The 19,539-nt window shown below is 73.3% G+C and carries 16 protein-coding genes; 5 read left to right on the top strand and 11 right to left on the bottom strand.

Annotation, left to right across the window (positions count from 1 at the left end; all coding sequences use genetic code 11):
* The first annotated feature begins 69 nt into the window (after positions 1-69).
* The gene (locus J2X68_RS07215) at positions 70-597 is read left to right on the top strand and encodes a DUF2165 domain-containing protein (RefSeq protein ID WP_310431601.1); all 528 of its coding nucleotides are present in this window, start codon (positions 70-72) and stop codon (positions 595-597) included.
* A 17-nt stretch (positions 598-614) separates the two neighbouring features.
* Here J2X68_RS07215 and J2X68_RS07210 read toward each other — a convergent pair whose 3' ends face one another.
* Complete coding sequence (locus tag J2X68_RS07210; protein ID WP_310431600.1) at positions 615-1,202, bottom strand: hypothetical protein; 588 nt, start codon at positions 1,200-1,202, stop codon at positions 615-617.
* A 142-nt stretch (positions 1,203-1,344) separates the two neighbouring features.
* Positions 1,345-3,948, bottom strand: a complete 2,604-nt coding sequence (locus J2X68_RS07205) for a bifunctional FO biosynthesis protein CofGH (protein ID WP_310431599.1) — start codon at positions 3,946-3,948, stop codon at positions 1,345-1,347.
* A 179-nt stretch (positions 3,949-4,127) separates the two neighbouring features.
* Here J2X68_RS07205 and J2X68_RS07200 point away from each other — a divergent pair, with 179 nt between their 5' ends.
* On the top strand, positions 4,128-4,823 hold the full coding sequence (locus J2X68_RS07200) for a hypothetical protein (protein ID WP_310431598.1): 696 nt from the start codon (positions 4,128-4,130) through the stop codon (positions 4,821-4,823).
* On the opposite strand, the gene J2X68_RS07195 is transcribed toward J2X68_RS07200, so the two are convergent.
* Complete coding sequence (locus tag J2X68_RS07195) at positions 4,820-5,665, bottom strand: LLM class F420-dependent oxidoreductase (protein WP_310431597.1); 846 nt, start codon at positions 5,663-5,665, stop codon at positions 4,820-4,822. The two genes, J2X68_RS07200 and J2X68_RS07195, sit on opposite strands and share 4 nt — an antisense overlap.
* Positions 5,666-5,773: 108 nt before the next feature.
* The gene (locus J2X68_RS07190) at positions 5,774-5,950 is read right to left on the bottom strand and encodes a hypothetical protein (RefSeq protein ID WP_310431596.1); all 177 of its coding nucleotides are present in this window, start codon (positions 5,948-5,950) and stop codon (positions 5,774-5,776) included.
* A gap of 385 nt (positions 5,951-6,335) precedes the next feature.
* Between J2X68_RS07190 and J2X68_RS07185 the strand changes: the two genes are divergently transcribed.
* Positions 6,336-6,797 (top strand): nuclear transport factor 2 family protein, encoded by a 462-nt coding sequence (locus tag J2X68_RS07185; protein ID WP_310431595.1) that lies wholly within the window; start codon positions 6,336-6,338, stop codon positions 6,795-6,797.
* On the opposite strand, the gene J2X68_RS07180 is transcribed toward J2X68_RS07185, so the two are convergent.
* A complete protein-coding gene (locus J2X68_RS07180; protein ID WP_310431594.1) occupies positions 6,794-7,636 on the bottom strand; it encodes an endonuclease/exonuclease/phosphatase family protein in 843 nt (280 codons plus the stop codon). The genes J2X68_RS07185 and J2X68_RS07180 overlap by 4 nt on opposite strands.
* A gap of 83 nt (positions 7,637-7,719) precedes the next feature.
* Between J2X68_RS07180 and J2X68_RS07175 the strand changes: the two genes are divergently transcribed.
* Positions 7,720-8,115, top strand: a complete 396-nt coding sequence (locus J2X68_RS07175; protein WP_310431593.1) for a nitroreductase/quinone reductase family protein — start codon at positions 7,720-7,722, stop codon at positions 8,113-8,115.
* 234 nt (positions 8,116-8,349) lie between these two features.
* On the opposite strand, the gene J2X68_RS07170 is transcribed toward J2X68_RS07175, so the two are convergent.
* The 6 genes from J2X68_RS07170 to J2X68_RS07145 all read right to left on the bottom strand — a co-directional run bounded on the left by J2X68_RS07170 (position 8,350) and on the right by J2X68_RS07145 (position 15,984).
* Entirely contained in the window at positions 8,350-9,834 is a 1,485-nt protein-coding gene (locus tag J2X68_RS07170) for an aldehyde dehydrogenase family protein (RefSeq protein ID WP_310431592.1), read from the bottom strand.
* A complete protein-coding gene (locus tag J2X68_RS07165; RefSeq protein WP_310431591.1) occupies positions 9,831-11,561 on the bottom strand; it encodes a D-aminoacylase in 1,731 nt (576 codons plus the stop codon). The genes J2X68_RS07170 and J2X68_RS07165 overlap by 4 nt, the downstream gene beginning before the upstream one ends.
* Positions 11,562-11,695: 134 nt before the next feature.
* Entirely contained in the window at positions 11,696-12,814 is a 1,119-nt protein-coding gene (locus tag J2X68_RS07160; protein ID WP_399039440.1) for an LLM class flavin-dependent oxidoreductase, read from the bottom strand.
* A gap of 112 nt (positions 12,815-12,926) precedes the next feature.
* The gene (locus tag J2X68_RS07155; RefSeq protein WP_310431590.1) at positions 12,927-13,697 is read right to left on the bottom strand and encodes an SDR family oxidoreductase; all 771 of its coding nucleotides are present in this window, start codon (positions 13,695-13,697) and stop codon (positions 12,927-12,929) included.
* 104 nt (positions 13,698-13,801) lie between these two features.
* The gene (locus J2X68_RS07150; protein ID WP_310431589.1) at positions 13,802-14,728 is read right to left on the bottom strand and encodes an LLM class F420-dependent oxidoreductase; all 927 of its coding nucleotides are present in this window, start codon (positions 14,726-14,728) and stop codon (positions 13,802-13,804) included.
* On the bottom strand, positions 14,725-15,984 hold the full coding sequence (locus J2X68_RS07145) for an amidohydrolase family protein (protein WP_310431588.1): 1,260 nt from the start codon (positions 15,982-15,984) through the stop codon (positions 14,725-14,727). Before J2X68_RS07145 ends, J2X68_RS07150 begins: the two co-directional genes overlap by 4 nt.
* Before the next feature lie 378 nt (positions 15,985-16,362).
* On the opposite strand from J2X68_RS07145, the gene J2X68_RS07140 reads away from it, so the two are divergent.
* Positions 16,363-19,341, top strand: a complete 2,979-nt coding sequence (locus tag J2X68_RS07140; RefSeq protein ID WP_310431587.1) for a BTAD domain-containing putative transcriptional regulator — start codon at positions 16,363-16,365, stop codon at positions 19,339-19,341.
* Positions 19,342-19,539: the final 198 nt, after the last annotated feature.

The raw sequence follows: 19,539 nt of genomic DNA, 5'->3' as shown, positions 1-19,539 counted from the left end.
CGTTCCGGCCCTGTGCACGGGCGGTCCGGTGGAGGGGTGATGAAGACCTGGTGGGGTAAGGACACCGGCATGACCACCCCCACCACACGTATCCCCCACGCGTCACGCGTGCTTCCGCTCGGCGCCGCCCTCCTCACCGGGACGGTCGCGCTCTACATGCTTCTCGTCTCCTTCGGGAACATCACCGACTTCGGCACGAACCAGCAGTTCGTGCGTCATGTGCTGGCGATGGACACGACGTTCAAGGACGACGACGTGATGTGGCGGGCGATCACGAGCAAGGGGCTGCAGGACGCCGCCTACGTCGCGATCATCGTGTGGGAGACCGTCGCGGGGGTGGTGCTGGCCGCCGGGACGTGGTTCTGGGCGCGGCGCGACCACATACGCGGCCGGGCGCTGTCCACCTACGGGCTGGTCATGGTGATGCTGCTGTTCGGCGCCGGGTTCATCGCGATCGGCGGGGAGTGGTTCTCGATGTGGCAGTCGGACACCTGGAACGGGCTGGACGCGGCGACCCGGGCCTTCCTGTTCGCCGGGGTCGTGCTGATCGTCAACCAGCTGCCCGCCGGGCAGGCGCGGGACGACGCCCGGGCCTGACCCCGCACGCGCGGGACCTACTCGACGACCCTGACCTTCGTCCCCGTCTCGCCGAACGCCCACAGCGCCGTCCCGTCCGCCTTGGCCATCCGGATGCCGCCGGTCTGCGTACCGGCGGCGGCCGGGGGCGGGGAGGAGCCGTCGACGGCGTTGGAGAAGGCGATGTTGACGCCGGACGTGGCGGAGAAGTAGACGATGTGCTCGATCGCCACGCCGTCGGAGCCCGTGGTGGCGTTCTTGCGGAGCGAGACCGTGAAGCTGCCGACGGCCGGGTCCACCGTGCCGGGCCAGACCGTGAAGGTGCGGCGGGCCGTGTCGTCGGCGTCGACCAGCCAGACCCGGTGCTGCCCCAGCGAGTACACGATCCGTCGGCCGGTGCCCGAACTGCCGGGCACCGCGGCCGTCTTGGGGGTGGCCGAGGGCTTCGGCGAGGCCGAGGCCTGCGGTCCCGCCGACGCCGAGGCGCTCGGGCGGCCGGCCGCCGAGGCCGTGGGGTGCGGGCCCTGTTCGGCCCGCACGGTCAGGAAGACGACCGCGGCGATCGCGCCGGTCGTCAGGCCGGTGACCCAAACCCAGGAGGGAAGCCGTCGGGCAGGCACGGGCACGCATCTCCTCAGCTACGGGACCCCTCCGGTCGGGGCCCGATCATCGTACTGCGAGGGGCCCGCTCCCCGGTCCCTCAGTGCCCCCTGAGTGGCCCCTGAGTGATCCCTGAAGGGCCCCTCGTCGCACCCCGAGCCGTCCCTCTCAGTCCAGCACCGGCAGCAGATCCGGCAGATGCCCGTCCGACGCCGACGCCGCCCGCTGCCGCTCCTGCGGCACCTCGCCGTACAGCGTCGTCCGCGGCCTCGCGGGGCGGCCCGCCGCCTCCGCCACCGCGATCAGGTCCCTGACCGACTTGTAGGAGCCGTACGACGAGCCCGCCATCCGCGAGATCGTCTCCTCCATCAGCGTGCCGCCCAGGTCGTTCGCGCCCGAGCGGAGCATCTCGGCCGCGCCCTCGCTGCCCAGTTTGACCCAGCTGGTCTGGATGTTGGGGATGTGCGGGTGCAGCAGCAGCCGGGCCATCGCCGTGACCGCCCGGTTGTCCCGCATGGTCGGGCCGGGGCGGGAGATGCCCGCCAGGTACACCGGCGCGTTCGTGTGGATGAACGGCAGGGTGACGAACTCCGTGAAGCCGCCGGTCCGCTGCTGGATCCCGGCCAGCGTCCGCAGGTGGCCCAGCCAGTGCCGGGGCTGGTCGACATGGCCGTACATCATCGTCGAGGACGACCGGATCCCGACCTCGTGCGCCGTCGTGACGACCTCGATCCAGGTCGCCGTCGGCAGCTTGCCCTTGGTCAGCACCCAGCGGACCTCGTCGTCCAGGATCTCGGCCGCCGTGCCGGGGATGGAGTCGAGCCCGGCCTCCTTCGCCGCCGTCAGCCACTCGCGGATCGACAGGCCCGTGCGGGTCGCGCCGTTCACCACCTCCATCGGCGAGAAGGCGTGCACATGCATGCCGGGGACCCGCTCCTTCACCGCCCTGGCGATGTCGAAGTAGGCCGTGCCGGGCAGGTCCGGGTGGATGCCGCCCTGCATGCAGACCTCCACCGCGCCCAGGTCCCAGGCCTGTTGGGCGCGGTCGGCGACCTGGTCGAGGGAGAGCGTGTACGCGTCGGCGTCGGTGCGGCGCTGCGCGAAGGCGCAGAAGCGGCAGCCCGTGTAGCAGACGTTGGTGAAGTTGATGTTCCGCGTGACGATGTACGTGACGTCGTCGCCGACGGCCGAGCGGCGCACGTCGTCCGCGATGCGGGTCAGGGCGTCCAGGGCCGGGCCGTCCGCGTGGAGCAGGGCCAGCGCCTCGTCGTCGGTGAGCTTCGTCGGGTCGTCGGCGGCCGTCGCGAGGGCCTGGCGCACGTCGGTGTCGATGCGCTCCGGCGCCATGCCGGGGGCGGCCGCCTCGCGCAGCGCGCCCCAGTCGCCGTACACCTCGTCGAAGTCGTCGCGGCGGTCGGAGGTCCGGCCGTCGGTGTCGATGGTGCGGTGCAGGTCGGTGCGGCCGGACGGCACGAACACCTCCTCCGGCTCCTGCCAGGGGCGGCCCTCGACGACCGCGTCCGGCAGGGCCAGCCCCGTCTCCGGGTCGGCCAGCGCGCGGACGTGCGGGAGCAGCCGCGGGTCGAGCCACGGCTCGCCGCGCCGGACGAACTCCGGGTAGACGCAGAGGCGTTCGCGCAGGCGGAAGCCGGCCGCCGCCGACTTCTCGGCGAGTTCGTCGATCTGCGGCCAGGGGCGCTCGGGGTTGACGTGGTCGATGGTGAGCGGGGACACCCCGCCCCAGTCGTCGACACCGGCCCCGATCAGCCGCCCGTACTCGCTGTCGACGAGGTTGGGCGGCGCCTGGAGGCAGGCGGCCGGGCCCATGATGTGGCGGGCCACGGCCACGGTCGCGACCAGCTCGTCGAGTTCCGCGTCCGGCATGCCGCGCATCGCGGTGTCCGGCTTGGCGCGGAAGTTCTGGATGATGAGCTCCTGGACGCCGTGGTAGGCGCGGGAGATCTTGCGGAGCGCGAACAGCGACTCGGCCCGCTCGTCGTACGTCTCGCCGATGCCGATGAGGATCCCGGAGGTGAACGGGACGGAGGAGCGGCCGGCGTCCTCCAGGACCCGGAGCCGGACGGCGGGCTCCTTGTCCGGGGAGCCGTGGTGGGGGCCGCCGGGCTCGGACCACAGCCGGGTGGCGGTGGTCTCCAGCATCATGCCCATGCTGGGCGCGACGGGCTTGAGCCGCTGGAAGTCGGTCCAGGTCAGCACCCCGGGGTTGAGGTGCGGCAGCAGTCCCGTCTCCTCGAGGATGCGGATGGAGATGGCGCGGACGTAGGCGATGGTGTCGTCGTAGCCGTGCGCGTCGAGCCATTCCCTGGCCTCGGGCCACCGGTCCTCCGGCTTGTCGCCGAGGGTGATGAGGGCTTCCTTGCAGCCGAGGGCGGCGCCGCGCCGGGCGATGTCGAGCACCTCGTCGGGCGACATGAACATCCCGTGTCCGGCCCGGCGCAGCTTGCCGGGGACGGTGACGAAGGTGCAGTAGTGGCACTTGTCACGGCAGAGGCGGGTCAGCGGGACGAAGACGCTCTTCGAGTACGTGATGACACCGGGCCGGCCGACCGCCTCCAGGCCGGCGTCCCGCACCCGGGCGGCGGAGGCGGCGAGGTCCTCCAGCGCCTCGCCGCGCGCCTGCAGGAGCACGGCCGCCTCGCCGACGTCCAGGGCGACGCCGTCACGGGCCCGTTTGAGAGCGCGACGCATGGAGTTCTCGGTGGGGCCGGGGGTCGGGCCGGGGCCGGTTCCGGAGCTCGCGGAAGTCGTCATCCTCCGAGCATACGATCACGTTTTCCGAGCTTGTGGCGGGATCCGCCCGGGGCGGGACGGGCGGTGGAGCCGGGGTCCCGGCCCGCACGCCGGTCGCCCGGACTCTGAGTACGCGTACCCATCCCCCGTGCGCGGCGGTACCGATGTCCCGCGCACCCCGGCCGGCCTACGGTCGCCCCATGCCCGAGGAGATCACCACCGCACCCACGCCCGTCCCCGCACCCGCACCGGCCGGCCGCACCGCCGCGCGGTCCCTCGGCATCGGCTGCGCGGTGCTCGTCGCCGTGCCGCTGCTCCTCGTCCTCACGTTCCTCGGCTGGCTCGCCGTGGTGACGAAGGACGCGTCGGACTTCCCGCGCGTCGCGCCCGAGGAGAGGGTGGACCGCACCGTCGACCGCTCCCGGGAGGCCTACGACGTCCTCGGGTTCACCCGCACCATCAGGCCCGGCGTCGAACAGCTCGGGGTCTCCACCGAGAACACGATCGGCACGGACCACTGCTACCGGGGCGGGCTGACCGACGAGTTCATCGGCGGCGCCTACCGCGTCAGCCACAGCTGGGCGCTCGACCACGTCACCGCCGAGCAGGCGATCCCCGGCATGCGCCGGCTGCGCGACCATCTCGAGGACACCGGCTGGGACGTCACCACCTACCGGGAGAACGTCTCCGGGGACCTCTGGGACCTGTTCGCCTCGCGCGCGGACGGCGACGAACGCGTGTCCTTCCAGTGGTTCGCGGACCGCGAGTACTTCACCGGCGGCGCCTCCACGCCCTGCGCCGTGGACCCGGACTGGCGGCAGGGCGACGACGAACCCGCCGGGGAAGAGCTGCGGGCGCCCGACTTCGGGCCGTCGGCAAGGGCGAACGGCTCCTAGAGATACGGCGTGAACTCGTCCAGGGCGCGCAGCACCTCCGCCTCCCCCACGGGCGGCAGCTGCACCACGACCTCCTCGACGCCCAGCCCGGCGTAGTACGCCAGCTTGCCCGGGGACGGGTGGACGGCGTACGGCACGACCTGCAGGGCGTCCGGCTCGCGGCCCGCGTCCGCCCACGCCGCGCGCAGCACCGGGAGCGCCTCGGAGAGGCCGCGGCCGCCGATCGGCAGCCAGCCGTCGGCGTACTCGGCGATGTGCGCGAACAGCTTCGGGCCCGCGGCGCCGCCGACGAGGGTGCGGGGGCCGGCGACCGGCCCGCGCGGCTTCTGCACGGGCTTGGGGTACGCCGTGCTGGCGCGGACGCTGCCGTACTCGCCCTCGTACGCCGTCGGCTCCTCCGCCCACAGGGCCTGCATCAGCCGCATCCGGTCGCGGACCAGCTCGCGCCGGGTGCGCCACTCGACGCCGTGGTCGGCGGCCTCCTCCACGTTCCAGCCGTAGCCGAGGCCGAGGGTGAGGCGGCCGCCCGACAGGTGGTCGACGGTGGCGACCTGCTTGGCGAGGTCGATCGGGTCGTGCTGGGCGACGAGCGTGATGCCGGTGCCCAGGCCCAGCGTCCGCGTCACCGCCGCCGCCTGGCCGAGGGCGACGAAGGGGTCGAGGGTGCGGCCGTACTCGCGGGGCAGGTCGCCGCCGGCCGGGTAGGGGCTGGTGCGCTCGACGGGGATGTGCGTGTGCTCGGGCAGATAGAGCCCGGCGAACCCGCGCTGCTCCAGCTCACGGGCGAGGCGGGTGGGGGTGATCGTCTCGTCGGTGAGGAAGATCGTGACGGCGATGCGCATGGCGGGCCTTTCGCTGCGTGCGGCTCTTTCGACGGCGTCGTCGCGGGCGACGTTCTCATCTCTACCTGCGGAACGATCGCCTGTCCATACCGACTGGTCGGCATCGGGTCAGAACGCGCCCGGGGTGTCCAGCGGCCATCTGTCCGGCTCCGGCGGCGTGCGGTAGGCCATGGCCCGGTCGAACCGTGCGCGCTGCCCGGCGTCGAGGGCGGCCTCGGCCGGATGCGGCGGGAGCGCCCGGCAGTACTCCGCGAACAGGTACCGCCGCTCCGGCCACGCGGCCATCACCACCACGTGCAGGACCAGCGCGCACCCTCCCTCTCGGACGCGGACGTGACGGACGGCGACGGCAGGAACCCGGCGGATCAGGTCACCTGTCGGAGTTTCCCGCCCGCCGACGCGTCCATGTACGGATACCGGCCGTCCGCACGGAAGACCGGGCGCGCGGCTGCACACGGGAGCGGCGGCGTACGCGGGACGCGTGGACGGACACCCTGCGGCGACAGGCCGAAGGACGGTCGCACCCGGCCGGGGAAAGCGGCCGGACGTTCAACTCCTCGCGTCACGGCGGCCGTTACCCGTGAGGTAATCGCGCGGGACCGCGGCCGCCGGTGATGATGGCGGCCCGGTCGCGTCAGCGGGACGCGGCCTCGCGCCGAAGGGATCCACCGTGTCCTCAGCCACGCCCACGACGGCCCGCGCCGTGGTGAGGGAACTGCTGCGCCGGATCGGCGAAGGGGACCCCGAGCGCATCGCGGAGCTGTACGCCGAGCGCAGCGACTGGAAGCTGGACTGGCCGGAGGCCGAGCACGGCCGGGCGCGGAGCGCCACCCCGTGGATCCGGCGCCGCGCCACCCGCGCCGAGGCCGCCGCCCACTACCGCGAGCTGGCCGAGCACCATGTGCCCGGGGAGGCGGCCACGGAGATCGAACGCGTCCTGGTCGACGGTGACGACGCGGTCGTGCTCGGCGAGATCCGGCAGACCGCCCGCTCCACCGGGCGGGCCTATCGCGCCCGGTTCGCGCTGCACCTCACGGTCGAGGACGGTCTGGTCACCCGGCACCACGTGTACGAGGACAGCCTCTCCGTCTCCCGGGCGTTCGGCACGGGCCCGGCGGGCCGGACGGCCTAGACGAGCACCGTCTCCTCCTCCGCCAGGTCCGCGACCACCGCCGCGTGGTCCGAGGGCCAGACCCCGTCCACGGGGCCGTGGCCCGCCCGCCGGACGTGCCGGACGTGGCCCTCGCCGACCGGGCCGGGCGGGCCCACGTGGATGTAGTCGATGCGGACGGCGGGTTCCAGCACACGGGCCGCGTACGGGTTCTCCGGGCTCCAGGTGGCGGCGGGGGCGGTCGGGTCGGCGTAGTCCCAGGCGTCGAGCAGGACCTGTCCGGGGACGGCCGGAGCGGTCCTCGTCCCGCCGAAGAGGCGCACCTCGTCGGAGTCCGGCCAGGCGTTGAAGTCGCCGGTGACGACGGGCGGGAAGGGCGTGCCGTGGCGGTGCCGGGCGACGAGTTCCGCGAGGGCGGTGACCTGCGCGCGGCGCACCGCCGAGGCGTGTCCGGCCGAGGTGAGGTGGGTGGTGAAGAAGGGGATGTCGAAGGAGGGGGCGGCCACGCGGGCGTAGAGGGCCGCACGGCCGTCCGCCAGGTCGGGGGGCGCGGGCAGCAGCAGCGTCTCCCGTTCCACCACCGGCCAGCGGCTCAGCACCGCGTTGCCGATGTCGACCGATCCGGCGTCGGGGTCCTCGATCCGCTTGCGCCAGCGTTCGGGGGCCGGTGACGGAGCCCAGGCGCAGTGCAGGCCGAGTTCGTCGGCCAGCCACACGGCGAGGTTCTCGGCGCCGGCCGCCCAGACCTCCTGGAGGCCGACCACGTCGGGGTCCAGCTCGCGCAGTACGGCCAGGATGGCCTTCTGGCGTTCCCGCCAGGGGCCGAAGCGCCACCACAGGTTCCAGGTCACCACGCGCATGTGCAGCCACCCGCTCTCGTCACGCCGACGGCGTCGGGGACCATTGAAGCAACAAACCCGGGCGCGAAGGAGTCCCACGGATCATGGCCCGTTCCAGCGACCTCCGTTTCCGCGCGACCACCGCCTTCCAGCGGTACGTCGCCAACCCCCTCATGCGCCGCCTGCCGTTCCACACGCTTCTGGAGACCACCGGACGCGTCTCCGGTCTGCCCCGGCGCACCCCGCTGGGCGGCCGCCGGGTCGGCGATGTCTTCTGGCTGGTCTCGGAGTTCGGCGAGCGGTCGCAGTACGTCCGCAACATCAAGGCCGATCCGCGGGTGCGGGTGCGGCTGGGCGGGCGGTGGCACTCGGGCACCGCCCGGCTGCTGCCCGACGACGACCCGGTGGCCCGTCTGCGCACGCTGCCCCGGGGCAACAGCGCGGCCGTCCGGGCCCTGGGGACGGGCCTGCTCACCGTCCGGGTGGACCTGGACGACTGACGCGCGCGGGCCCTCGGCCGGGCGGGAGGAGCCGTACGCACGGCGGCCGCCCGGGATCGTCCGCGGGCCGTTCGGGCGAGCTGACGGCGGCGGTCACGGCGCTGCCGTCCACCGTGGAGACCTGGACGGGGCGGGCCCGTCGGCGGAACTCGGCTCTCCGGCGCCCCGCGCTCTGCACGCCGAGGCCGGCCCGCGGGGCTCGAAGGGCAAGCGGCCCCGCCCCTGCGGACGTTCTCACCCGGGCCACACGATCGCCTGCACCTCGCTGTACGCGTGCAGCGCGTAGGAACCGACGTCCCGCCCGACGCCGCTCTTCTTGAAGCCCCCGAACGGCGCCTCCATGTTGCGGCCCACCGTGTTGACCCCGACGCCGCCCGCCCGGAGCCGCCGGGCGACCCGGAAGGCCCGGGCCACGTCCGCCGACCAGACGTAGTCGATCAGGCCGTAGTCGCTGTCGTTGGCCAGGGCGACGCCCTCCTCCTCCTCGTCGAAGGGGACGACGGTGACCACCGGGCCGAAGATCTCCTCCCGGGCCACCCGCATGTCGTTCGTGCAGTCGGCGAGAAGGGTAGGGGCGACGAAGAAGCCCCTGTCCAGCGGCGGGCGTTCGCCACCGGCGACGACCACCGCCCCTTCCTTGCGGCCGAGTTCGACGTACGACTCCACCCGGTCCCGGTGGGCGGCCGAGATCACCGGGCCGACCACCGTGTCCGGGTCCCGGGGATCGCCCACGGCGAGCCGGCCCGCGTAGGCGGCGAGTCGCTCCACCAGCCGGTCGTAGACCCCGCGCTGGGCCAGCACCCGTGTCGGGGCGGTGCAGATCTGGCCGCTGTAGAAGGAGAACGTGGTGCCGATGCCGGCCACCGCCGAGGCGAGGTCCGCGTCGTCGAACACGACCGCCGCGCCCTTCCCGCCCAGCTCCATCAGCTGGCGCCGCATGTCCCGGCCGCACACCTCGGCGATGCGCTGCCCGACGGCCGTCGAGCCGGTGAAGCTCACCATGTCGACGTCCGGCGACGACACCGCCGTCTCGCCGATCCCGACGGCGCGCCCGGAGACGACGTTCACCACCCCGCGCGGCACGCCCGCCGCCTCCAGCGCCTCCGCCATCCGGTAGACGGACAGGGGGTCCTGCGGGGCCGGTTTCACGACCACCGTGTTGCCCATGGCGAGAGCGGGGGCGACCTTGCCGGCCGGGTTCGCCCAGGGGTTGTTGTAGGAGGTGACGCAGGTGACGACCCCGACCGGCTGCCGTACGGCGATCGCGCCCATCACGCCCGCCCTCCCCATCGGACCGGCCTCGTTGACCTGGGGCGCGATCGGCCACTCGGCGGGCTCCACGCGCGCGTAGCGCCGGAAGCGGGCCACCGCGACCCCGACCTGCATCCCGCGCGCGGTGCCGGTCGTGGCGCCGGTCTCGGCCTGGGCCAGCTCGGCGTACGGCAGCAGCCGGGCGCGCATGATGTCGGCCGCCCGGCCGAGGACCGCCGCCCTTTCCTCGGGCGGGGTGCGCGACCACGGCCCGAAGGCCTCGCGGGCCGCCGCGCAGGCCGCGCGCACCTGCTCCCGGGAGGCCTCCGGGGCCAGGCCGACGACCGCCTCGGTCGCCGGGTCGAGGACCTCGTAGTGCCCGTCGCCCGGCTCCACCCAGGCGCCGCCGACGAACAGCCTCTGCCCACCGCCGTCGCCCGCGTCGGCACGGCCGGTCCCGTCGGTCACCTGGTGCTCACCGTCCTGGTGTCCCGCCCCGAGCGCAGCACCCGGCCCGGGACGGCGCCCGTCACCACGTCGTCCCGGATGGCCGCGACGCCGTTGACCCAGACCGCCCGCACGCCGATCGCCTTCGAGTCGAGCCGCGGGCTGTCGCCCGGCAGGTCGTGCACCAGGGTGGCCTTGCCGGCGTCGATCCGCTCCGGGTCGAACAGGACCAGGTCCGCATGCCAGCCCTGCTGGATCCGGCCCCTCTCCCGGAGGCCGAACAGCCGCGCCGGATCGTCCGTCAGCATCTTCACCGCCTGCTCCAGGCCGGTCAGCCTCCGGCCGCGCAGGCAGTCGCCGAGGAAGCGCGTGGTGTACGGCGCCCCGCACATCCGGTCCAGGTGCGCGCCCGCGTCGGAGCCGCCGAGCAGGACGTCCTCGTGGTTCCAGGTGTCCGCCCGCAGCGCCCAGGAGTCGGGGTCGTTGTCCGTCGGCATGGGCCACAGGACCGTGCGCAGGTCGTCGGCGGCGCAGATCTCGACCAGACAGGCGAAGGGGTCGAGGCCGCGTTCGGCGGCGATGTCGCGCACGACCCGGCCGGTGAGCCCCTCGTTCGCCGCGCTGTAGGTGTCGCCGATGACGTAGCGCCCGAAGTTCGTCAGCCGCCGGAAGACCCCTGCCTCCTTGGAGCCCGCGCGCCGCAGCAGCTCCGCCCGCACCTCCGGGTCCCGCAGCCGCTCGATCCGCTCCGGCACCGGCAGTCCGAGGACCGGTCCCCACCCGGGGATGAGGTTCAGCGCGCAGAACGTGCCCAGGGACATGTTCATCGGCGTGAGGATCGGCATGGTCAGCGCGACGACCCGGCCGCCGGCCTTCCGCGCGCGTTCGCTCGCCATGAGCTGCCGGGGCACGCGTTCCGGGACGGCCGCGTCGATGGTGAGGACGTTCCAGTTCAGGGGCCGCCCGGCGGCCGCGCTCATCTCCGCGAACAGATCGATCTCGGCGTCGCTGAACTGGTCGAGGCAGCCCGCCACGATGGCCTCGATCTGGGTGCCCTCGTGCTCGCCGACGGCCCGGGACAGCGCGAGCAGTTCCTCCGGCCGGGCGTGCCGGGAGGCGACCGGCTGTCCGTCCCCGTCGGAGTGGGTCGAGGACTGCGTGGTCGAGAATCCCCACGCGCCCGCGTCCATGGCCTCGTGCAGCAGCCGGACGATGTCGGCCAGCTGCTCCGCGGTCGGCTGCCCGCCGACCGCGTCCGGGCCCATCACGTACCGGCGCAGCGCGCAGTGCCCCACCATGAACCCGGCGTTGACGGCGATCCGTCCCTCCAGCGCGTCCAGGTACTCCCCGAAGCCGTGCCAGCTCCAGGGCGCCCCCTCCTCCAGCGCGACCAGGGACATGCCCTCCACCTTGGACATCATCCGACGGGTGTAGTCGGCGTCCTCGGGACGCTCCGGGTTCAGCGGCGCGAGCGTGAACCCGCAGTTCCCCGCCGCGACCGTGGTCACCCCGTGGTTCAGCGACGGGGTGGCGTACGGGTCCCAGAACAGCTGGGCGTCGTAGTGCGTGTGCGGATCGACGAACCCGGGGGCGAGGACGAGCCCGTGCGCGTCCTCGCCGGTCCGCGCCTCTTCGGTGACCCGGCCGACGACGGCGATCCGCCCGTCCCGGATCCCGACGTCGCCGACGAACCCGGGCACACCCGTCCCGTCGACGACGGTCGCGCCCTTGATGACGTGATCAAGCATGGTGACTCCTCGAAATGCGTCGGGCCTTCCCGGCCGGGGGCGCGGGGAACTGCGCGACCGGCCACGACGGACCCGCGGCCGCCCGGCGACCCGCACCCCGGGACGACCAGGCGCCCGCAGGTCCGCGACAGCGACTACGCCCCTTGCCGGAACCGCGTCGTGCGATGGACGGGATCCGTGTCGATCTTCGGAATGACCTGCTCGCCGATCAGCCGGATGGTCTGGAGCGTCTCCTCCTTCGGCACCCCCACCGGCAGCCCGAAGGACAGCTGGTCCGCGCCCGCCTGCTCCCACCGCTTGCACTGCCGCAGCACCTCGTCGGGGTCGCCGCAGATCAACAGTTCCTCCTCGACGAGGAGTTCGACGAACTCGGCGTTGTACTCGGGCAGCGTCTCCGGCCAGACCGGGAAGCCCTCGGGCCGGGGGAAGGTGTCGTGGTAGCGGAACACCAGCGAGGGCAGGTAGTGCAGTCCGCCCTCGACGGCGATCCGGATCGCCTCGTCGTGCGTCGGCGCGCAGATCGCCGTCGTCGTCACCATCACGTTGTCGTTGACGAAGTCGCCGATCGGCTCGGCGTTCACCACCGCCGTCTTGTACTGCTCCAGCACCCACTCCATGTCGGACACCTTCTGGATGCTGAAGCCGAGCACCCCGAGGCCTTTGCGGGCGGCCATGGCGTACGAGGGCGGCGATCCGGCCGCGTACCACATCGCCGGGTGCGACTTCCCGTAGGGCTTGGGCAGGATCTTGCGCGGCGGCAGCTGCCAGTGCTTGCCCTGGAAGCCGACGTACTCGTCCTGGAGCCACATCTTCGGGAACTCGGCGATGGTCTCCTCCCAGATCTCCTTCGTGTGGTTCATGTCGGTGATGCCGGGGAGAAAGCCGAGGATCTCGTGCGAGCCGGCGCCGCGTCCGCTGCCGAACTCGAAGCGGTTGCCGGTGAGATGGTCGAGCATGGCGACCTTCTCGGCGACCTTCACCGGATGGTTGACCTGGGCGAGCGGGTTGAAGATGCCCGACCCGAGGTGGATGCGGTCGGTCGCGTGGGCGAGGTAGCCGAGGAAGACGTCGTTGGCGGAGAGGTGCGAGTACTCCTCCAGGAAGTGGTGCTCGGACGCCCAGGCGTACTTGAAGCCGGACCTGTCCGCCTGGATGACGTACTCGGTCTCCTCCATCAGCGCCTTGTGCTCGGCGAGCGGATCGGTCTCGGCGCGCTTGCCCACGTACCCCTGTACAAAGAGCCCGAATTCCACGGAGGTTCACCGTCCCGGTTCCTGGATCGCGGTTAACTGACGGTTCGTCAGATTCAGCGGATGCCGCCGACTGTGGCACCGGGCTCCCGTATGGTCAATACCTGACGAACAGTCAGATGACCGAAACGCCCGCCAGCCATCCCCCGTCGATCACGAAGGGCTGCCCGGTGATGTACGACGAGTCCTCCGAGGTGAGGAAGAGGGCGAGCCGGGCCACCTCGTCCGCGCGGCCGATCCGGCCCAGGGGGACGAGCTTGCGGTAGAGGGAGTCGAGGGCCCGGGTCGTCTCCTCGGGGTCGGCGCCCGGCTCCAGCCGGGACGGGTTGGACATGGCGGTGTCCACGGCCCCGGGACAGACCGCGTTGACCCGGATGCGGCGGGGCGCCAGCTCCAGGGCGGCGACCCGGGTGAGGCCGAGCACGGCGTGCTTGGTCGCCGCGTAGGCGCCCACGGCCGCCATGCCGGTGAGCCCGGTGTAGGAGGCGGTGTTGACGATGGTGCCGCCGTCGGACAGCTCCGGCGCGGCGGTGCGGATGCCCAGGAAGCAGCCGACCTGGTTGACCCGCACGACCTGCATGAACTCGTCGAGGGGGGTGTCGACGAGCGCGTTGAAGCGCAGGATGCCGGCGTTGTTGACGAGTCCGTCGAGACGGCCGTACGCCCGCTTGGCCTCCCGCACCGCCGCGGCCCACTCCTCCTCCACCCCCACGTCGAGGTGGACGTACAGGGCGCCGATCTCCTCGGCGAGCGCCCGCCCCTGCTCGTCGAGCACGTCGGCGACGACGACCTCGGCGCCCTCCTCGCGGAACAGCCGTGCCTCCTGCTCGCCCTGGCCGCGCGCCGATCCGGTGACGAGGACCACCCGTCCGTCGAGCTTGCCCATGCCGGCTCCCTTCGCATCGGTGGAGCTCAGCATCGTAGCGCCGTATCTGACGAACCGTCAGATGCATGCGCCGGGAGAGGACGGTCCTCGCGCGCGGGCGCGCCTCACGAGGAGGGGCCGTCGAGCAGCGGTCCCACCTCGGCGCCGAACCGGGCGATCTGGTCGGTGAGTTCGGTACGGCCGCGGCAGCGGAAGCGCACCTGGATCTGGTGGACGCCCATCGCCCCGTAGGCCCGCAGCGACTCGGCGAGGGCCTCCGGCGGCCCGGTGAGGGTGCGGCGGCCCACCTCCCAGCGGGGAGCGCCGACGTAGAGCGGCTCGGTGATGGCGCCGACGGTGAGCGGCGGGCCGTCCCCCCGGAGCCGCCGCAGCGTCTCGATCTGCGCGGGCAGCCGGTCCCTCGGGTCGCCCTGGGGCAGCCAGCCGTCGCCCTTGAGGGCGGCCCTGCGGACGGCGGCCGGGGAGGAGCCGCCGACCCAGAGCGGCACCCGCGCCTGGGCCGGCCGGGGCCGCTGCCCGAGCCCCTCGAAGTCGTACGTCTTGCCGTGGTGCGTGGGGAACTCGTCGGGTCCGAGCGCGGCGCGCAGCGCGTCGATCGTCTCGTCGAGGACGGCGCCCCGCCGCTCGAAGTCCGCCCCCAGCGCCTCGAACTCCTCCCGTACGTGACCGGCTCCGACGCCGAGGATCAGCCGGCCGCCGCTGAGGTGGTCGAGGGTCGCGTACTGCTTGGCGGTGGCCAGCGGGTGGCGCAGGCCGACGACGGCGACGTGCGCGAGCAGCCGGACGCGTTCGGTCACCGCCGCCAGGTGGGCGAGGGTGGCGACGGGGTCGTACCAGACCGTGCTCATGGCCTCGGCCAGCCGGTGCGGGATCGCCACGTGGTCGCAGACGGCGACATAGGCGAAGCCGGCCCGGTCGGCGGCCCGGGCGGCCTCCACGAGGTCGGCGGGGCCCCCGTCCGCCTCCCAGGGTTCGGCGTAGAGCGTGGACTGGGACTGGACCGGGAGCTGGATGCCGTAGTCGAGGCTCACCGCGGGCTCCAGAGACCGTCCGGGGTCAGCCCCAGCAGCTCGATCGCGTTGCCGCGCACGATCCGCTCCACCACGTCCGGCGCGAGGTGGCCCATCTGCGCCTCGCCGACCTCGCGCGACTTAGGCCAGGTGGAGTCGGAGTGCGGGTAGTCGGTCTCGTAGAGGACGTTGCCGACGCCGACGGAGTCGAGGTTGCGCAGGCCGAAGGCGTCGTCGAAGAAGCAGCCGTAGACGTGGTCGGCGAACAGCTCGGACGGGGGACGGTGGACCTTGTCCGCGACACCGCCCCAGCCCCGGTTCTCCTCCCACACCACGTCGGCGCGCTCCAGGATGTAGGGGATCCAGCCGATCTGGCCCTCCGCGTACATCACCTTCAGGTTCGGGAAGCGCTCGAACTTGCCGCTCATCAGCCAGTCGACCATCGAGAAGCAGCAGTTGGCGAAGGTGATGGTGGAGCCGACGGCGGGCGGCGCGTCGGCGGAGGTGGAGGGCATCCGGCTGCTGGAGCCGATGTGCATGGCCACGACCGTGCCGGTCTCGTCGCAGGCGGCGAGGAAGGGGTCCCAGTCGTCGGTGTGGACGGAGGGCAGCCCGAGGTGCGGGGGTATCTCGGAGAAGGCGACCGCGCGGACCCCGCGGGCGGCGTTGCGCCGGACCTCCGCCGCGGCCAGTTCGGCGTCCCAGAGCGGGATCAGGGTGAGCGGGATCAGCCGGCCCCGCGCCTGCGGGCCGCACCACTCCTCCACCATCCAGTCGTTGTAGGCGCGCACGCACAGCAGGCCCAGGTCGTGGTCGGCGGCCTCGGTGAAGGTCTGGCCGCAGAAGCGGGGGAAGGTGGGGAAGCAGACGGCGGACTGGACGTGGTTGACGTCCATGTCGGCGAGGCGGGACGGGACGTCGTAGGACCCCGGGCGCATCTGCTCGTAGGTGATGACCTCCAGCTTGATCTCGTCCCGGCTGTAGCCGACGGCGGTGTCCAGGCGGGTGAGGGGACGGTGCAGGTCCTCGTAGACCCACCAGTCGCCGATCGGGCCGTCGTCGCCGGGCTCGCCCATGACGGGCTTGAAGCGGCCGCCGAGGAAGGTCATCTCCTTCAGCGGGGCCCGGACGACGCGGGGTCCGGTGTCGAGGTGCTTCTTCGGGAGGCGGTCCTGCCAGACGGTGCTCGGCTCCACGGTGTGGTCGTCGACGGAGATGATCAGCGGGAGGTTCTCCGTGGCCTTCTCGGTCTTCGCGGTCTCCAGTGCGTTCTCCATGGGGGCACGGTAGCGCCGATCTGACGGATCGTCAGCTATCGGGTGCGGGCCGGACTCGATCGGCTCTGTGGGGATGTGTGCGCATCGGATGTGTGGGACGTGTGGACTCCCGCGCACCCCCCGGGGAAGCTGACGGTTCCGGCATGGACAGGGCAAACTGGCCTAGGACCTGTCCGGCCGATCACCTCACGGGAGAGTGACGGCGCCGAAGCAGCGCCGGCGAGTGGGGCCCGGTGCGCGCGGTCGCACGGCGGAGGAGGGCGTCGACGCGGAGCGTCGGCGGCCGACGACAACGCCGCGGACGTGCGTGCCGGACCCCGCGCCCGCGGTGTGACCGGCCGGACAGGTCCTTGATTCGGATGCCTAAGGGGAGCCCTGATGGACGACCGGGTAGGACACCGCGAACCGCGTGTGCCGGAGCAGAGACGGCCCGGCTCTCCCGAGGAGCCGGCGACGCTGCGCTTCGACGTGCTCGGACCGGTGCGCGCACGCCGCGGCGACGAGCCGCTGGCCACCGGTTCACCGCAGCAACGCGCGCTGCTGGCCGCCCTGTTGCTGCGCGAGGGCCGTACGGCGACGGCCGCCGAGCTGATCGACGCGCTGTGGGGCGAGGAGTCCCCGTCGCAGGCGCTGGCGGCGGTGCGGACCTACGCCTCCCGGCTGCGCAAGGTGCTCGACCCGGGCGTCCTGGTGAGCGAGTCGGGCGGCTACGCGGTGCGCGGTCTGGCCGAGGGCGCGCTGGACCTGGCGGTGGCGCAGGACTGGGCGGCGGAGGCGGAGAAGGCCCGCAGCGCGGGCGACCTGTCCCACGCCCGCGAGGTGCTGAACCGGACGCTGGGGCTGTGGGACGGGGAGGCGCTGGCGGGCGTCCCCGGGCCGTACGCGGAGGCCCAGCGCGTCCGGCTGGAGGAATGGCGGCTGGGGCTGCTGGAGTCCCGGCTGGACATGGACCTGGAGCAGGGCTGCCACGCCGAGGCCGTCTCCGAACTGACCGCGCTCACCGCGGCGTACCCGCTGCGCGAGCGGCTGCGCGAACTGCTGATGCTGGCGCTGTACCGCAGCGGCCGGCAGGCGGAGGCGCTCGCGGTGTACGCGGACACCCGGCGGCTGCTGGCGGAGGAACTGGGGGTGGATCCGCGCGCCGGGCTGCGGCAGTTGCAGCACCGCATCCTCCAGGCCGACCCGGAGCTCGCGGAGCCGTCGGCGCCGGTCGCGGAACCGGCGGTGGTCCGGGTCCGGCCCGCGCAGCTCCCGGCCACCGTGCCCGACTTCACGGGCCGCTCCGCCTTCGTGCGGGAACTGAGCGAGGTGCTCGCGCGCGCCGGTGACGGCGCGGACGGGGGCGGCCGGGTGATGGCGGTGTCCGCGCTCGCGGGCATCGGGGGCGTGGGCAAGACGACCCTCGCCGTGCACGTGGCCCACCGGGCCCGTCCGGCCTTCCCCGACGGGCAGCTGTACGTCGATCTCCAGGGCGCGGGACCGCGGTCGGCGGAGCCGGAGACGGTCCTCGGGTCGTTCCTGCGGGCCCTGGGCACGGCGGACTCGGCGATCCCGGACTCCCTGGAGGAGCGGGCGGCGCTGTACCGCTCGGTGCTGGACGGCCGCCGGGTGCTGGTGCTGCTGGACAACGCGAAGGACGCGGCCCAGATACGCCCCCTGCTGCCGGGCACGGAGGGCTGCGCGGCACTGGTCACGTCGCGGGTGCGGATGGTGGACCTGGCGGGAGCGCATCTCGTCGACCTGGACGTGATGTCCCCCGAGGAGGCCCTCGCCCTCTTCACCCGGATCGTCGGCGAGGAGCGGGTGGCGGCGGAGCGCAAGGCCGCGCTGGACGTGGTGGCGGCGTGCGGCTTCCTGCCGCTGGCGATCCGCATCGCGGCCTCCCGGCTGGCCGCCCGCCGCACCTGGACGGTGTCGGTCCTCGCCGCCAAACTGGCGGACGAACGGCGCCGGCTCGACGAGCTCCAGGCGGGCGACCTGGCGGTGAAGGCGACCTTCGAACTCGGCTACGGCGCCCTGGAGCCCGCCCAGGCGCGCGCGTTCCGGCTGCTCGGCCTCGCGGACGGCCCGGACACCTCCCTGGCGGCGGCCGCGGCGGTCCTGGACCTGCCGGTGGAGGACACCGAGGACCTGCTGGAGTCCCTGGTGGACACGTCCCTGCTGGAATCGGCGGCGCCCGGCCGCTACCGGTTCCACGACCTGGTACGGCTCTACGCGCGTGCCTGCGCCGACCGCGACGAGCCGCCCGGCGAACGCGACGCGGCGCTGTCGCGGTTGCTGGACTTCTATCTGGCGACGGCGGCCGGCGTCTACGCGATCGAACGGCCCGGGGACCGCACGGTCGTCCACCTGGAGCCCACCTCGTACCGGGGGCTCTCCTTCGACGAGCGGACCCAGGCCCTCGACTGGCTCTTCGCCGAGGCGCAGTGCCTGCTGGCGTGCGCACGGCAGCAGCAGTCGGGCAGCGGGCTGCGCCGGGCCGTCGACCTCCTGTGGGCCGCCAAGGACCTGGCGGAGTCGGGCGCGAACGCGAAGCAGTACGAGTGGGCGGCCTCGGCCCTGCGGGACGCCGCGCAGGAGGCCGCCGACGTCCGAGCGGAGAGCCGCGCCCGTACGGCGCTGTCCAACGTCCATCTGGCCGCCGGGCGTTACTCCGAGGCGGACGAGGAGGCCCGGCGCGCGATCGAGCTCGCCACGGCGGCGCACGACGCGACGCCGGTCAGCTGGGCGGCGACGGACCGGGGGATCATCGCCCTCGGCCAGGGCCGCTACGAGGAGGCCGAGGAGTTCCTCACCACCGCCAGGGACGGCTACCGGGCGGACGGCAACCGGCCGGGCGAGGCCAACGCGCTGTGCAACCTCTCGCGGCTCTACGAGCGGATGAACCGCCCGGCCGACGCGGTCACCCTGGCCCAGCAGGGCGTGGACATCTACCAGCAACTGGGACTCACCCTGCGGCTGGCCAACGGCCGTTACGCGCTCGGGGTCGCGCTGATCAGCGCCGGCCGGCTCTCCGAGGGCCTGGTGCAGCTCTCCGACGCGCTGGAGATGTTCGGCAGCAACCGGCAGCGCCTGTGGGAGGGCACCACGCACTTCCGCATCGCCCAGCTGCACCTGGCCGACCGCCGTCCGGCGCAGGCCGCGCAGCACGCCGAACAGGCGCTGGCGATCGGCTTCATCGGCGGTGACCTCATCCGGGGCAGCGTGCTGAACGCGCTGGGCCGGAGCCTGCGCGCACTCGGCCAGTCGGACCGGGCGCGAGCCTGCTGGCAGGAGGCCCTGGCCCTGCTGGAGCGGTCGGGAGCGCCCGAGGCGGCCGAGGTCCGCCGACTGCTGGCACCCCTGGACGCGTCGTGACATGCCCGTCGGTGGCGTTCATCGAACGTTTATGACCGCCTGGCAGGATCTGCTCCACGGTCCGTCGCTTCGGGGGCGGACGGACCGGACGAGCCCGCTGGGGGGTGGGCTCCGGCACATGTCGCTGTCCGGCGATACTCGGGGGAATCGCCGGACAGAGGCGCCTCACTCACTTGAACACTCCCAGGGGGAGCAGAA

The sequence above is a fragment of the Streptomyces sp. 3330 genome (assembly GCF_031456635.1).
Taxonomy (GTDB): Bacteria; Actinomycetota; Actinomycetes; order Streptomycetales; family Streptomycetaceae; genus Streptomyces.
The sequence above is the reverse complement of the archived record's forward strand: the minus strand, read 5'-3'. Positions and strand labels throughout refer to the sequence as shown.

What these genes read in the sequence shown, in the direction of transcription:
- J2X68_RS07155 (WP_310431590.1), bottom strand. Translation starts at nt 13,697, where the DNA reads ATGGGCAAGCTCGACGGACGGGTGGTCCTCGTCACCGGATCGGCGCGC.
- J2X68_RS07145 (WP_310431588.1), bottom strand. Translation starts at nt 15,984, where the DNA reads ATGGAGAACGCACTGGAGACCGCGAAGACCGAGAAGGCCACGGAGAAC.
- J2X68_RS07200 (WP_310431598.1), top strand. Translation starts at nt 4,128, where the DNA reads ATGCCCGAGGAGATCACCACCGCACCCACGCCCGTCCCCGCACCCGCA.
- J2X68_RS07195 (WP_310431597.1), bottom strand. Translation starts at nt 5,665, where the DNA reads ATGCGCATCGCCGTCACGATCTTCCTCACCGACGAGACGATCACCCCC.
- J2X68_RS07180 (WP_310431594.1), bottom strand. Translation starts at nt 7,636, where the DNA reads ATGCGCGTGGTGACCTGGAACCTGTGGTGGCGCTTCGGCCCCTGGCGG.
- J2X68_RS07175 (WP_310431593.1), top strand. Translation starts at nt 7,720, where the DNA reads ATGGCCCGTTCCAGCGACCTCCGTTTCCGCGCGACCACCGCCTTCCAG.
- J2X68_RS07205 (WP_310431599.1), bottom strand. Translation starts at nt 3,948, where the DNA reads ATGACGACTTCCGCGAGCTCCGGAACCGGCCCCGGCCCGACCCCCGGC.
- J2X68_RS07165 (WP_310431591.1), bottom strand. Translation starts at nt 11,561, where the DNA reads ATGCTTGATCACGTCATCAAGGGCGCGACCGTCGTCGACGGGACGGGT.
- J2X68_RS07190 (WP_310431596.1), bottom strand. Translation starts at nt 5,950, where the DNA reads ATGGCCGCGTGGCCGGAGCGGCGGTACCTGTTCGCGGAGTACTGCCGG.
- J2X68_RS07215 (WP_310431601.1), top strand. Translation starts at nt 70, where the DNA reads ATGACCACCCCCACCACACGTATCCCCCACGCGTCACGCGTGCTTCCG.
- J2X68_RS07140 (WP_310431587.1), top strand. Translation starts at nt 16,363, where the DNA reads ATGGACGACCGGGTAGGACACCGCGAACCGCGTGTGCCGGAGCAGAGA.